Annotated in this window: 9 protein-coding genes, 3 tRNA genes and 1 riboswitch; of the genes, 11 read left to right on the forward strand and 1 reads right to left on the reverse strand. The window is 39.7% G+C overall.

Going from position 1 to position 15,270, the window contains the following annotated elements:
• The first annotated feature begins 801 nt into the window (after nt 1-801).
• Both DWV85_RS00005 and DWV85_RS00010 read left to right on the forward strand, forming a co-directional pair.
• A tRNA-Trp gene (locus tag DWV85_RS00005) sits at nt 802-877 on the forward strand.
• A 112-nt stretch (nt 878-989) separates the two neighbouring features.
• A tRNA-Arg gene (locus tag DWV85_RS00010) sits at nt 990-1,066 on the forward strand.
• A gap of 125 nt (nt 1,067-1,191) precedes the next feature.
• Here DWV85_RS00010 and DWV85_RS00015 read toward each other — a convergent pair.
• Complete coding sequence (locus tag DWV85_RS00015) at nt 1,192-1,470, reverse strand: helix-turn-helix transcriptional regulator (RefSeq protein WP_123137745.1); 279 nt, start codon at nt 1,468-1,470, stop codon at nt 1,192-1,194.
• A gap of 168 nt (nt 1,471-1,638) precedes the next feature.
• On the opposite strand from DWV85_RS00015, the gene DWV85_RS00020 reads away from it, so the two are divergent.
• The 9 genes from DWV85_RS00020 to mazG all read left to right on the forward strand — a co-directional run bounded on the left by DWV85_RS00020 (nt 1,639) and on the right by mazG (nt 15,263).
• On the forward strand, nt 1,639-3,339 hold the full coding sequence (locus tag DWV85_RS00020) for an efflux transporter outer membrane subunit (protein WP_077707584.1): 1,701 nt from the start codon (nt 1,639-1,641) through the stop codon (nt 3,337-3,339).
• A gap of 87 nt (nt 3,340-3,426) precedes the next feature.
• Nucleotides 3,427-4,401, forward strand: coding sequence for an efflux RND transporter periplasmic adaptor subunit (locus tag DWV85_RS00025; RefSeq protein ID WP_278470006.1), 975 nt, complete (start codon nt 3,427-3,429; stop codon nt 4,399-4,401).
• Nucleotides 4,402-4,410: 9 nt separating this feature from the next.
• Nucleotides 4,411-6,210, forward strand: coding sequence for an ATP-binding cassette domain-containing protein (locus DWV85_RS00030; protein WP_123137746.1), 1,800 nt, complete (start codon nt 4,411-4,413; stop codon nt 6,208-6,210).
• Nucleotides 6,207-7,319, forward strand: a complete 1,113-nt coding sequence (locus DWV85_RS00035) for an ABC transporter permease (RefSeq protein ID WP_123137747.1) — start codon at nt 6,207-6,209, stop codon at nt 7,317-7,319. Before DWV85_RS00030 ends, DWV85_RS00035 begins: the two co-directional genes overlap by 4 nt.
• Nucleotides 7,319-8,434 carry an ABC transporter permease gene (locus DWV85_RS00040; RefSeq protein WP_008714445.1) on the forward strand — a complete coding sequence of 372 codons (1,116 nt, stop codon included), beginning with the start codon at nt 7,319-7,321 and terminating at the stop codon, nt 8,432-8,434. The genes DWV85_RS00035 and DWV85_RS00040 overlap by 1 nt, the downstream gene beginning before the upstream one ends.
• Before the next feature lie 138 nt (nt 8,435-8,572).
• Nucleotides 8,573-8,745: riboswitch (cobalamin riboswitch) on the forward strand.
• Between the two features lie 589 nt (nt 8,746-9,334).
• A tRNA-Leu gene (locus DWV85_RS00045) sits at nt 9,335-9,419 on the forward strand.
• 189 nt (nt 9,420-9,608) lie between these two features.
• Nucleotides 9,609-12,905, forward strand: a complete 3,297-nt coding sequence (gene mfd, locus DWV85_RS00050; RefSeq protein ID WP_123137748.1) for a transcription-repair coupling factor — start codon at nt 9,609-9,611, stop codon at nt 12,903-12,905.
• Nucleotides 12,902-14,509, forward strand: coding sequence for a polysaccharide biosynthesis protein (locus DWV85_RS00055; protein WP_008714440.1), 1,608 nt, complete (start codon nt 12,902-12,904; stop codon nt 14,507-14,509). The genes mfd and DWV85_RS00055 overlap by 4 nt, the downstream gene beginning before the upstream one ends.
• Complete coding sequence (gene mazG / locus DWV85_RS00060; RefSeq protein ID WP_008714439.1) at nt 14,493-15,263, forward strand: nucleoside triphosphate pyrophosphohydrolase; 771 nt, start codon at nt 14,493-14,495, stop codon at nt 15,261-15,263. Before DWV85_RS00055 ends, mazG begins: the two co-directional genes overlap by 17 nt.
• The last annotated feature ends 7 nt before the right edge of the window (nt 15,264-15,270 follow it).

The following is a 15,270-nucleotide window of genomic DNA, read 5'->3' on the forward strand; positions in this document are numbered from 1 at the left end:
AAGTACTTGGCTGGAGACGGCCTGGGAGGATAGGAAGCCGCTGATTGCTTAAAGGCACACCTGAGGGTGTGTCTTTTTTTGTATATGGCTTCCTATCCTCCCAGGGGACCTGGTAAGCAGGGCAAGTTAAAGGTAAAAAGAATAAAACGACGACAGATTCACTGCATCGCTTAGTTCATTATTTTTTAATTATATTATCAATTAATTGATAATATAATTAATGAAGGTCTAATTATAAATTTTAATAATTACTATTTATTACATATTCTATTCATGCATAGAATTATCACTTTTTTATATAGGTCCCTATCTAGCCTAGTAAATACGTGCTTTATAGCTATCTTTCTGATATTTAATAATATACCAAAATGTACCAAAAATTACTCGTTTTAATTATATTTCATATCACTTTCACTATGTTTTCACGAACTATCTATATACTAGCTATAGTTGATTGAGATCAACTAAGGAAATGGAGGTCTACTACTAATAACTTTTACCTGTCCCTTTTACAAATAATACAAACAACACAAAACAATACAACACATAAAACAACACTTAAATACACAACAATACTCTCCCTGTGTATAAACAAAACAATACATATACAAAACTCTCTAATTATATATACCATCTCCCGTATATATAAAGGTAAAAGTTAGGTAGACATAAGAGCCCTTGAAAGAGGGCTCTTTTCCTTTAATATTTCTTATTATTTATTGATTAATAAGCCTATATTTCTTGACATAGTATGTAATATTTGTTAAACTAATCAAGTATCAAGCAAAGCTTGATGAATATAGGGGTATAGCTCAATTGGTAGAGTAGCGGTCTCCAAAACCGTTGGTTGTGGGTTCAAGTCCTACTGCCCCTGCCAAAATTTGGATGGCGGTCTTCGGGCCGCATGTCCATAAAATTACTCAAAAAATATTAAAAAATGCTTGCGTAGCCGCAATCATTATGTTAATATAAGTGAGTACCTTGTACATGACTCAGTAGCTCAGCTGGATAGAGCGTTTGACTACGAATCAAAAGGCCAGGGGTTCGAATCCCTTCTGGGTCACCAAATTAAAGCATCACAGTAATGTGGTGCTTTTTTATTTTGCTTTTTATATGTATATAAAGGACCCTACATATTTATGTAGGGTCCTTTTATGAGCTAATGATCTTTATTTAATTAACTAAGTTTTATTATTTCGCATGTGGCTGATCTGATTCAGCTACTACGTTAACGACAATTTCTTGATCTGCAGAAATAAGATTCATAATGATGGGGATTGGCTGTTCGATGGCTTCAGCTATACTTTTAATTTGTCGCATTGCAACAGGATGAGGTGTTGTTCCATCGCTTTGAAATAATTCTTCCAATTGGGTGATTTCTGCTTGACTTAGATTCGATTTATTTGCGAATTCTTCAACTGTCATATTATGTTGTTCGCGATAGCTTTTAATGATTTCACCGATATACATAATCGCCTCCACTTGAATTATATTAATACATTTTTATTTTATGTGAAAGTTCGATAAAACTCAAGTTAGATTGAAATGATACTTCATATTATTGATACATAATGGTTTTATATTATAAGATGAACATATAATGATACTGATATATATGGAAATGAAAAGAGGTTTGCTATGAAGACGAATAGAAAACAACTTTTAATTGTTTATATATGTTTAGCATTAGGGGCTTGGAGTGCTAGCGCTGGCATCAGCTTTAGTCAATCAAATAGAGATACGAATCAAACGCGTCGAGATAATACGATAATACAGCATAAGTCTGAAAAAACTGTTGACGATTCTGACCAAGGCAGTCCTGTTATTGCATCGTATTACAAAGATGGCAAAAAAAAGAAGAAAAAGAGTACTGCTGCTGATGAGACTAAGCTTTCAGAGAAACAAAAAGCAACTAAAGAATTGAATGAACATTCTTGGGTAGAAGAAGCGGGAAAACATCCCTTACCGTATGCGGTTGTGGAAGGGAACGCGGTCAGTGAAGAAGAGTTAGCCCACTGGTGGAAGGTTTTTAATGATCCCGTATTGGATCAATTAATTGATTTGACCCTCAAAAATAATCGGCAGTTAGAGGTAGCTCGTTCTCGAGTTAGACAAGGACGGTTACAGTTGGGTATTGCTGAAGCACAGCGATTACCTTGGCTAGATGCTTCCGGTTCATGGTCGGCTAATAGAGGTCAGGGTGAATGGGATTCAGACCGAGAAGCGATAAAGAATTTACCTATATCTGATAAGATGACGAGAAATGTAGAAACCGGTAAATTGGGAATTGATGCGCGATGGGAAATTGATATATTCGGAAGACAAAAAGCAAAATCACGTGCTGCATCGAATTCGTTACAAGCATCACAGGCGGATTTATATTCCACCTGGGTATCTTTGAGCGCGGAAACCGCATTACAGTATATGTCGTTAAGAACTTTACAGGAGCAATTGCGCATAACAGAAGATGATGTGAAGCGTCAACAGGAAGCGTTGGAACTGATTAAGATAAATAATCAGTCTGGTATTATTAATGAATTACCTGTGCAACAGGCTACATATGCATTATCTCAGACTCAAGCGGAGATTCCTTCATTAAAGAAAAATATAGCTTCCACAATGGCTGCTCTTTCTATATTGACAGGAACAGTTCCAGGCGAGATTGACGGGTTATTGATGGAAAATACTTCATTACCTACGGTGAATCCACACATATTTATCGGCATACCGGCGGAAGCTTTACGACAACGGCCTGATATTCAGGCGGCGGAACGACGTATTGCGGCGCAACAACAGAAAACCAAGGCTGCAAAGGCTGACCTTAAGCCTAGGTTTTCACTAAATGGCAGTATAGGCTTGGAGTCGTTTTCATCGGGAGGTCTTATTTCGGCTATCGGTAAAATGATAGGAATAGGACCATCTATCACTATGCCTATTTTCAATGCCGGTGCTATTCGTAAGAATATAAAGATACAAACAGAAAAGGAACAGGAATATTTGGCACTTTACGAAGAGACTGTTTTGAAAGCTGTAGGGGAGGTTCGAAATGCGGTAACGGATGCATCTCAGGATCATATTAAGTCCGAGGAATTGAAATCTGCTGTAGAATCTGCACAGCAAGCGGAATCTTTGGCGCAAACCAATTTTGACTCCGGTCTTAGCGATTACTTAAGTGTTCTTGATGCACGAAGAAATGTATTGTCTGCAAGGCGGCAATATATCATGAGTCGGGGGCAAGAGTTTGCTGATACCGTTCGTTTATTCAAATCCTTAGGCGGTGGTTGGGAAGCCATGGACATGGATCAGGAGGCAGAGGCGGACTCGCATGCTAAGAAATAGTGTGAGAAACGGGGAATGATTATGAAAGAGAAACTTGATGTCATTAAAGGGTGGATGGCGAATAATAGAAAAAAGTGCGCAGGTATAATGATTGCCTTTCTAATAATTTTGGGTGGAGTAAGTTATTATGCTTATAATCAATACGAAGCGTACATTGCCTCTCATCATATTGTGTTGCAAGGCAACGTGAATCTGCGTGAAGTTAATGTTGCATTTCGGGGAAGTGACCGGATTGCCAGCCTTTTGGTGGATGAAGGTGCGGTGGTGAGCCAAGGGCAGATTTTGGGGTATTTACATTCTGATGAATTGAATCTTACTGTACAGCAGGCTAAGGCTACCATTGTAGCACAGGAAGCTATAGTGGCCAAGTTGCAGGCCGGCAGTAGACCAGAAGAAATCGCTCAAGCATCGGCACGAGTTACATCTGCAGAAGCTGCGTTAGCGCAATCGAAACAGGAAGCAGAGAAGTTACGAAAATCCTATAATGCTTCAAATGGTAAGGCCGTTAGTCGACAGTCTGTAGATGATATACAGGCGAAGGTGAAAGTATCGGAAGCCAAATTAAACGAGGCTCAGCAAGCATACAATTTAGCTGTCGCAGGGCCAAGACAGGAAGATATAGCACAGGCCCAAGCCCAATTGGATGCGATGAAAAGCGAACTGGCCCGTCAGGAGTTCTTGCTGAACCAATCTGTATTAACGTCCCCGATAGACGGTGTTATAACGGCCCGATTATTACAGGTCGGTGATATGGCTTCACCGAATACACCTGTATTTAAATTGGCTGAGAATACTAAGAAATGGGTTCGTGTATATGTGAACGAACGGGATTTAGGAAAAATTTATAACGGTATGGATGCAAATGTAACAACGGATACATATAAGAACGAACCGATTCACGGAACAATCGGATATATTTCTTCCGTAGCGGAATTTACACCTAAATCGGTAGAAACGGAGGATGTGCGTACTACACTTGTATATGAAGTGCGGGTATATGTAGATGATCCTGATAATCGTCTCCGTTTAGGAATGCCTGCCACTGTTTCCATTGATATATAGAGGTGTGCAGTGAATGATGTATATGCAATCGAAGGGTCACAATTATATAAAGAATTCCCCCTTGTCGGAGCTGATCCTATAATAGCATTGGACCATTTGGATTTTAAAATCCGGAAAGGCTGTTTAACTGCGTTGGTTGGTCCAGATGGGGCGGGAAAAACGACTTTGATTCGTTTGATAGCTGGTTTATTGGATGCCACGGCTGGTTCTTTAGAGATCCTCGGAATGGATGTGAAAGCACATTCACAGGCAGTTCAAGATAGACTCAGTTATATGCCTCAGAAATTTGGGCTTTATGAGGAATTATCCGTCAGTGAAAACATGAATCTCTATGCAGATTTACACGGTATTCCTTTGCATGTGAGAACGAAGCGGTTTGAAAAATTACTGCATATGACAGGGCTAGCCAAATTTACTAAGCGTCAAGCCGGTAAATTGTCAGGTGGTATGAAGCAAAAGCTTAGCCTAGCCTGTACATTGGTGCGTTCTCCGGAGCTTTTATTGCTCGATGAGCCTACCGTAGGGGTAGATCCATTTTCAAGGCGGGAGTTATGGGAAATCTTAGAGTCGTTAGTACGTACAGATGGAATCAGCGTACTTGTTAGCACTGCATACTTAGATGAGGCGGAGCGTTGTAAAGATGTTTTCGTCCTCAATAAGGGGCACTTTTTAGCAACTGGGACACCGCATGAGTTGACTCAAATGTCTGAGGAACGATGCTTTCAGGTAAAGATTCCGAAGTCGTTGAGCATGAGAAATGTACAGGCCGCATTGATGGATGACAGGAAATGCGTGGCGGATGCCGTTCCGGAGGCCGGTGCCGTGAGGTACATAAAAACAAAAGAAATGCTTTCGATTCCTTGGCTTAGCGAGTACGGTATGGAGGAACAACCAGTTCAGAGCCGTTTGGAAGATACCTTTATGATGCTGTTAAAAGAGGATAAAATTGCCTCAAAACAAGGGGCTGAGCCTTTAGATAGTATCGATATGGATTTGAATGAAAGTGTGATAGAGAAAGAACGAAAACGTTTGTTGTCCCCAAATGAAATGGTTGAGCGTCCAGTAGAAATTTCCGTATCTCATTTGGTGAGGACATTCGGTGATTTTACGGCGGTAGCTAATACATCATTTACGGTGCAGCGCGGAGAAGTATTCGGATTGCTTGGACCAAACGGAGCCGGCAAGACGACGACATTTCGTATGTTGTGTGGATTATTACCTGTAACGAGCGGGGATTTACGTGTAGCCGGTGTTGATGTCGTTAAATCTCGTACGGCAGCAAGAAGCAATTTCGGATATGTAGCGCAAAAGTTTTCTTTGTACGGCAATTTGTCCGTTATGGAAAATCTAGAATTTTTTGCTGGTGTGTACGGTTTGTACAGTCAAAAAAAGGATGATCGAATAGAAGCTGTTATCAAGGAGTTTCGTCTAAATGATGTGCGAGATATGATAGCCGGTGATTTGCCTGGTGGTTATAAACAGCGCTTGTCCATGGCGGCTGCCTTAATGCATGAGCCTAAAATTCTTTTTTTGGATGAGCCCACAAGTGGTATTGATCCTCTTACACGGCGTAATTTCTGGCGACAGATTACTTCTTTATCAAAGCGAGGAACAACGATTATTATTACGACTCATTTTATGGATGAATCGGAATATTGTGACCGTATTATGATTCAGGATGCAGGAAAACTCGTTGTACTGGGAACACCTGATGAAGTTAGACGGATTGCCGGCGATGAGAATTGTACTATGGATGAAGCGTTTATCTCCGTCATACTAAAAAAACGGGAACAGGAGGATGACGTATGAACGGATTTATAAGACGGTTTTCCTCATTGGTATACAAGGAGACCTTACAAGTATTGCGCGACCCTAGCATTATTTTGTTGGGTGTTGTGCTACCTATACTACTTATTATCCTCATCGGCTCAGGGGTTACTTTGGATGTTAAACACGTGCCGATAGCAGTGGTTATGGAACGGCAAGATTCTATGACCCAGAGTGTGTATGACTCCTTATACGGCTCTGAGTACTTTCAACCTATAGCGGTTCGCGATAGAAAAACGGCGGAACTATTGATGGAAAAACGAAAGGTAGATGCCATATTGGTGATTCCACAGGACTTTTCTGCTCAAGTTATGCGTGGACAAGGGAAAGTGCAGGGAATTTACTACGGTGTCGATACTTCGGTAGCGATGAGCATAGAAAGTTATGTAAACTCAGCTATTAATTTATGGGCCGTTAAGAATATTCCGTTTATGCTACGTGGTGGATATATAACAATGAACCATCGCATGTGGTTTAATGAAGCAAATACAAGTACCTGGTTTTTGATTCCTGGGCTCATCATGATTATCATGACGATTGTATCCGTCTTTCTTACGGCGGTTGTTATGGCTAGAGAATGGGAACGTGGTACTTTTGAGGCTTTATTCGTTACACCAGTTAAGCCTATTGAAATTATTTTGGCTAAGGTAGTGCCTTATTATGTATTGGCCATGTTGGGGCTGTTGTTTTGCCTCGGTGTTTCGTATTTCTTTTATGAAGTACCTATGCGTGGTTCCTTATGGATCATCTGCATCGTGTCCACATTGTATTTGATTGTTTCCTTAAATATGGGACTACTTATATCTGCGTTTACGAAGAAACAGTTCTTAGCTTGTCAAATGGCGTTACTTACCAGTTTTTTACCGGCGTTGATATTGACGGGGTTTTTATTTGATCCACATTCACAACCTGTGGTGATTCAATATATTTCACGGCTTTTACCTCCTACATATTTTTTAGAATTACTGAAATCATTGTTCCTAGGTGGAAATAACTGGTATTTGATTATTAAAAATAGTGCCGTATTATCGGGTTTTGCTATTTGCTTTACAATATTGACAATTTATATTACGCGGAAGAAGGTGGAATAATGAATTGGCGCCTGTATTGGAATCAAATTGTCTCCATCATATGGAAAGAGCTATTAGCCACCTTTAAAGATCCGAAAACTCGTATAATCTTACTGTTACCGGTTATTATTCAAGGGTTCCTCTTCGGTTACGCCGCAACCTATAATCTCAACAAGGTTCCCTATGTATTGATTGATGAAAGTCATACGCAGACCGCAGCTGCATTAGAATCGACTATTAATTCATCCGGTGTTTTTGAACTGTATCAATCTGCGAACTCTCCGGATATAATCGCACCACTAATAGACTCCAACAAGGTTATTATGGCGGTTATCATACCTCAGGATTTTGAAGAAAACTTAAAGCATAAACAACCTACATCTATTACTGTTATTGTAAATGGAACGAATACAATGACTTCAGGTCTTGTTGCAGCCTATATGGGGCAAATCATTTCTCAATTCAATCAGACTTGGTTAGGTGTTGATCATAAGGGAATCACGATTGAATCTCGTACCTGGTACAATGAAAATCAGCAGTCTTCATGGACTTTCTTGACAGGTCTCGTTATATTGATCAGTATGACACAAGTTATCATGTTGGGAGGCTTATCTGTGGCGAGAGAACGAGAGCAGGGGACCTTTGATCAATTATTGGTGACGCCCGTATCATCTATGCAAATTTTGATTGCAAAGTCTATACCCCCTATGATAATAGGACTGTTTCAAAGTACTGTATTGTTATTAATAGCCATGTTTTGGTTTAAAGTTCCATTTCGGGGCAACATATTTCTTGTGTATGCCGTGTTGTTTACGTTTATAAGTAGTAGCATTGGATTGGGGTTATCTATTTCGGCTATTGCAAAAAATATGCAGCAAGTTCTCGTATATGTTTTTGTTTTTCTTTTTCCACTAGCATTATTGTCCGGATTAATCACACCTGTACATAACATGCCGAAAATATTGCAATATCTTACATATGGAAATCCTATGCGGTTTTCTGTTGATGCAATGCGCAGGATTTATTTAGAAGGTGCAGGATTGACGGATATTTGGTTTAATTTTATTCCTATGATTATCCTAATCATTATAAGCATGTCCATAGCAGGATGGCTATTTAGAAATCGCGTTGGATAAAGCTAATGATTAGATTGTTAAACTTTTTATATTTTGTTATAACAATACGGCAGACCTATATAGCATTTTTTTATTAATAAATATGCTACTGCCGTATTGACTAAATGAATGTAGACTGTTAGAATAAAGGCATAGAAAATATCATATTTGGGAATAGGTGCTGAAAAGCATAATAGAGAAGCCGGTTAAAGGCCGGCACGGTCCCGCCACTGTATGGTCGAGCGAGTCTAAATTAAGTCACTGGGAAACTGGGAAGGCTAGATGAGCGATGACGCCGAGTCAGGAGAACTGCCTATTCAACATTCACCATTTGACCTACGAGAGATAGGGAGGAGAAGTTAATAGCTCCTTTTTACGTACCCGTAAAAAGGATTTTTTAGTTCTATTGAATCTAAATTGCATTATAGTTGATTTAGATTTTAGTTCTATACGACCTAAATGTCGTGCTATGGTCATGGTGGATTACCTTCTTGGTATTACCAGCATGACATATGTTGTGACTGTTAATATATTTTATGGTAAATGTAGGGCATGCATTTATTCATCATCATCCTAAAAAAGAGGCTGACCCAGGGTTCTAGTAGTTCGGATTCTGGGTCAGTCTCTTTTTATTTTGCAAATATTAATTATCGGTAAGACCTTTTAGATTGAGACCTGTAGAGTTAAGGTTTATTAGATGAGGTGTTAAGCGTTAGTTAATAGATATACAATTGTAGAGTTAAGAGCTTTTAGATTTAGAATTTGCTTTGGGTTTACATAAATAGTAAGGTGTAATTAGATAGTTGTTTTTCTTGGAATCTATTTCTTGGAATCTATTTTTAGATGTATGAATTTTAAGTCATTTATAAAAAAATGATTGACGATGAATTCTATACATGATATTATTATTTCAGTTGAGACGCGGGAGTGGCGGAATTGGCAGACGCACCAGACTTAGGATCTGGCGCCTTACGGCGTGGGGGTTCAAGTCCCTTCTCCCGCACCAACTTTATTGCACCTTTAGAGGTGTATTTTTTTTGCCTAAAATTAAGTAGTTAATGTGGATATTTATATCGATAAAAACTTGTAATTTAATAGTAGGGTAGGGACAGAATTAACTACTACATTATATGTTATAATAAATAAGTTAGAACTATTTAATTAATACAATCATAGTAATACTATATGGTGCAGTATGAATAATACATTAACAAAACTGCTTTCACAGAACCCATCCTTTATGGATGGGCTAAACGCATTTCAGCGTAAGGGAAAGTCAGTCATATATGGTCTTAGTGGATCTCAAAAAAGTTTCCTCTTAAGCCAAGCTTTTTCTGTAGGTCTTAAAAAGCCTGTAGTCATCGTAGTCCATGATAAGGATCATAAGGAGATGTGGGAGCGAGATTTAGCTTTCTTTTGGCCTAATGTGCTAGTCCAATCATTTCCTATAACAGATCATGTAGACTTTACAACTGTAGCACGTAGTCTTGAAGACCAAGGTGCACAAATGCGAGCTTTAGCATTATTAGCATGGCAAGAGCCGGCAGTAGTCATTGCCAATGCTGAAGAGGTTACACAATATGTTGTATCCCCTCATTATTTAAAGGGGCAATCGTTGCATTTTGCTTTGAATGATACAATTGAACGTGATGTAGCTCTTGAACAGCTCGTAACAATTGGATATGAACGCGTAGACCAGGTGGAACAACGTGGTCATTTTGCCGTGCGTGGAGATATTTTGGATATTTATCCTGTAAATAGTGAGCATCCGATTCGTATTGAATTCTTTGGCGATGAAATCGATACATTGCGTTTCTTCTCCGTTGAGAATCAACGCTCTATTGAGCAAATCGAATCCTATACGGTAACTCCTTTCTTTCTTGGTAAAAGTGATGCAGATAGTACTTTACTATCATATGTGAAAGAGGGCACTCTGATTTATGACGAGCCAGGTCGTATTCAAGAGGCGTTAAAGAAATTCTTAAAAGAAGATCCTACACATCGGAAAAATCATTGTGATTGGAATGAACTACAACGCACTGTAGATGCTACGAATCAAGTGGCTTTCACGTTTATGCAACAACGTTCTATTGGTCTCACTGGATTTAACCCTATTGGTATTCAAGGGAAGACGATGACGAGCTTTGAGCGTCAAATTCCCCTATTAACAGATGAAATTAAACAATGGCATCGTTTAAATCATCAAGTGGTACTAGTACTAAATAATCAGCAACGACGAGAAGGTATTGAGCGCGCCCTTGAAGGGGAGAATATTGCATTTATTCATAGTGATACATGGATAGCAAAGTCGAACACCGTCGTTATTTTAAAGGGCTTATTAACAGATGGTTTTGAATTGCCCAATAGCCATCTCGTGGTTGTCGTAGAAGGTAATATTTACGGACAGCAAAAGCGCAAGCTTCGTAATAAGCCTAAAAAGGGCCAAGAAATCAATTATTTTACAGATTTAACGCCTGGTGACTATGTAGTACATAATATGCATGGTATCGGCAAGTATATTGGTCTTAAAACAATTGAGACGGAAGGCATTCACCGCGATTATATTGAGATTGCTTATGCTGGAACGGACAAACTATTCTTACCAGCTAATAATTTAGATCAACTGCAAAAATATATTGGCAACGAAGGTGATGTGCCACGTATTAATAAGATGGGTGGCCGTGACTGGAGCAAGGTTGTTACAAAGGCAAAAAAATCTATTGATGATTTAGCAGATAAACTCGTTGAGATATATGCACAACGAGAAATCACAGAAGGTTTTGCATTCTTGCCAGACCAACCATGGCAGCAAGAGTTTGAAGATGCATTCCCCTATGAGGAAACGAAAGACCAATTACAGGCTACCGCAGAGATTAAAGAATCCATGGAAAGACCTGTTCCTATGGATCGCTTGCTCGCTGGTGATGTAGGCTTTGGTAAAACGGAAGTGGCTATGCGCGCCATTTTTAAGGCTGTTATGAGCGGAAAACAAGTAGCAGTACTTGTACCGACTACGGTTTTAGCACAGCAACATTTCCAAACCTTTTTAAATCGCTTTGCTCCATTTGGGGTAAAAGTAGATGTGCTTAATCGATTCCGAACTACATCAGAGAAAAAACAAATTCTTAAAGGCGTAGAGGATGGATCTATTGATATTCTCATTGGAACTCATTCATTACTTAATAAAAAGGTGGTATTCAAAGACTTAGGAATGCTCGTTGTAGATGAGGAGCAACGTTTTGGGGTAGCACAAAAAGAAAAGTGGAAAGAGTGGGCTAGCAATATCGATGTACTCACTTTGAGTGCTACACCGATTCCGCGGACTTTACATATGTCCCTTGTTGGCGTTCGAGAAATGTCTGTTATCAATACTCCGCCAGAGGAGCGATTGCCTGTTCAAACCTATGTGGTGGAATACGATATGAATCTCATAGCAGATGCTATCAAACGAGAACTTGCAAGAGGTGGACAGGTCTATTTCGTATATAACCGTGTCGCGTCCATTAATCACATGGGAGAACTATTAGAATCCGCATTGCCTGGCTTGCGTTATGCTATTGCTCATGGACAGATGACAGGCCGTCAAATTGAGGAGATTATGACCGATTTCTATGAAGGTCATTATGATGTTCTCTTGTCCACGAGTATCATTGAAACTGGCTTAGATATTCCTAATGCCAATACTATCATCATTTATGATGCAGATCGCTTAGGTTTATCTCAACTATACCAAATGCGAGGTCGTGTAGGACGCTCTCGTAGACGTGCTTATGCATACTTCATGTATCGGCCAGATAAAATACTTTCAGAGGCGGCTGAAAAGCGTTTAAAAGCTATTGAAGAGTTCACAGAGCTCGGTGCAGGGTTCAAGTTGGCCATGCGAGATCTAGAAATTCGCGGTGCCGGCAATCTATTAGGTTCACAGCAACATGGCAATATCGCATCCGTGGGCTTTGGTATGTACGTGAGCATGTTAGAAGAGGCGATTGCAAAGGCCCAAAATAAAGAAGTTGAGCGAGATGTATCCATTGATCCAGCTATCGACTTAGAGGTAGATGCGTTTATTGATGATGCGTATATCAAAGATAGCGCTCGTAAGATTTCTGTATACCAACGATTGTTACATATTAAATCTAAAGAGCAACTCGACGATATGACGGATGAGCTCATTGATCGCTTCGGTACACCAACCGATCCAGTAGATCGTTTGTTGCGCATTGCTCAAATTAAAGAGCAAGCGCGCATACTGGGCATTAAAAGTATCGTCCGTAGAGATAAGCAGCTCACCATCCATTGGTATGACGATTCTAAAATGGCCGATTGGGACATGGGGGCTGTACGAGAAGATTTATGGAAAAAAATGAAGTTTATGGACACCAAGCCAGCCACATTATATGTGAATCTTAATGGCATGAAAGGTTCTGTTTTGACCATTACGGAAGCGGTGATAAAGGCTCTTAGCCACAAGTCACCGACTAAGGAGGGCCTATGAATCGATTTTTAAAAGGAGCCATGATTTTAACCTTAGCCGGTATTATCGTGAAGGTCATCGGTGCGTTTAGTAAGGTTCTTATTGCACGGATTTTAGGTGGTGAAGGAATTGGCCTATATATGATGGCCTATCCAATCTATCAAATTATCGTTAGTATTTCTGCTGCAGGTATTCCTGTAGCCATATCTATTATGATTGCAGAGAAACTTGCTAATGATGATATGCGAGGCGTACAACAAGTATTTTCCGTATCTTTAAGGGTACTCGCTATATTAGGGCTGGTATTTAGTTTGGCCTTATATGGTAGTGCGCAATGGCTCGTAGATAATCATATTATCACCGATCCACGTGCCTTAATTGCTATTCAGTTATTATCTCCAGCCATTTTTGTAGTGACCATCCTGAGCTGTTTTAGAGGGTATTTCCAAGGTTTCCAGTATATGGTGCCTACTGGTACGAGTCAAGTATTTGAACAAATCTTTCGCGTGTCTTCTATGGTAGGTTTGGCATACTACTTCATTGATCGTGGACTCCATTTGGCGGCAGGTGGTGCGACCTTTGCTACATTCCCAGGCGTATTGGCAGGGTTACTGGTATTAATTTATTTTTACTACCGACAACGCAATGTTCGAGAGAAGATGCTTTCACAACAGAATCCTAATGCTATTTGTGAAAGTAATGGCACCGTAGTTAAACGCTTGTTTAGCCTTGCTATACCTGTTTCTATGGCGAATATTATGCTTCCTATGGTATCACTCATTGATACATTTATCGTCCCAAAACGATTGATGGATATTGGATACTATCTCAATGAAGCAACCACACAATTTGGCTATTTAACGGGGATGGCAACATCTCTGATTGGGTTGCCAATCATTCTAACTACGTCCTTAGCCGCTAGTCTTGTGCCAGCCGTATCTGAGGCCCATACTCAAGGTGATGTACATCGCATCGTGAAACGAGCGGAAACGGCGATTAAAATTGCTAATATGTTTACGATTCCAGCCTGTATTGGTCTCTGTGTACTAGCTACGCCAATATCGCAATTAATATATGCAACACCCCACGCAGGGCCTGTTATTGCTGTTATTAGCTTGAGTATTGTGTTCCTCGGATGGCAGCAGGTTACTGCAGGTGTTTTGCAAGGGTTAGGAAGGACAGTAATTCCTATGGTGTCGATTTTTATCGGCTTATTAGTGAAGACATTCTTAGATTATGAATTGACAGGCAGTGTTGAGTTGGGCATTAATGGTGCCGCTTGGGCGACGAATTTAAACTTTGCTATTGCAGCGCTTATTAATTATATTTTTGTAAAAAGATATGTAGGTTCGGTACTCAACACATTAGAGTTATTAAAAATAATAGTATCTGCCATGGCCATGGGCGGTGCTACACAAGTCATCTATGTGAGCACTGTTGACTTATTAGGTAATGGTGGCGCTGTGGCTGCAGCAATTGTAGTGGCTATTTTTGTATATGGTTTATCGTTATGGCTTACTAAAGCTGTCGTAAAAGATGATATATACCATTTCCCAATCATAGGCAAGCGCTTACAAGCTCGACGCAATAGGGAGGAAGCAAAGCTATATGAAGAACAATATTGATATTCAACCTTTAGTCGATGTAGTGAAAACTTTGCGTGCACCAAATGGCTGTCCTTGGGATCAAAAGCAAACGCATGAATCTTTACGTCGCTATTTTATAGAGGAAACTTACGAAGTGGTAGATGCCATTGATAATAAAGATATGCCGAATCTTCGTGAAGAGTTAGGTGATGTATTATTGCAAGTTGTCTTTCACAGTCAATTGGCAGAGGAGGCTGGTTATTTTACACTTCAAGACGTAATTAATGATGTCGCTGAAAAAATGATTCGTCGTCATCCTCGTGTTTTTAGCCCAGAAAATAATGAAAAATCATACACTTGGGATGAATTAAAGGCACAAGAAAAGAAAAATATTCAAAATTCTGTATTGGATGGTGTATCGAAAAGTTTACCTGCTTTAATGGCGGCTTATAAGCTCCAAGAAAAGGCTGCAAAGCTAGGATTTGACTGGGATGAGCTTGATCCTGTTTGGGCTAAAGTTTCCGAAGAAATGGGGGAATTTAAGGAGGCTATTGACCAAAATGATAGAGAAAATATGGAAAAAGAAGCAGGAGATGTGCTTTTTTCCTTGATTAATCTATTCAGATGGTATAAAATAAGCGGTGAAAATGCACTAAATCGCACAAACACAAAGTTCCGACAGCGTTTTTTACATGTAGAAGCTTGTGTTAACCAAAGCGATCGCTCATGGGAAGACTTTTCATTAGCTGAGCTCGATGCTTTTTGGGAGGAGGCTAAAGTGCAGGAAAAGTAACCTAGAG

The organism is Veillonella sp. AF13-2 (genome assembly GCF_003603295.1).
GTDB classification, from domain to species: domain Bacteria; phylum Bacillota; class Negativicutes; order Veillonellales; family Veillonellaceae; genus Veillonella; species Veillonella parvula_E.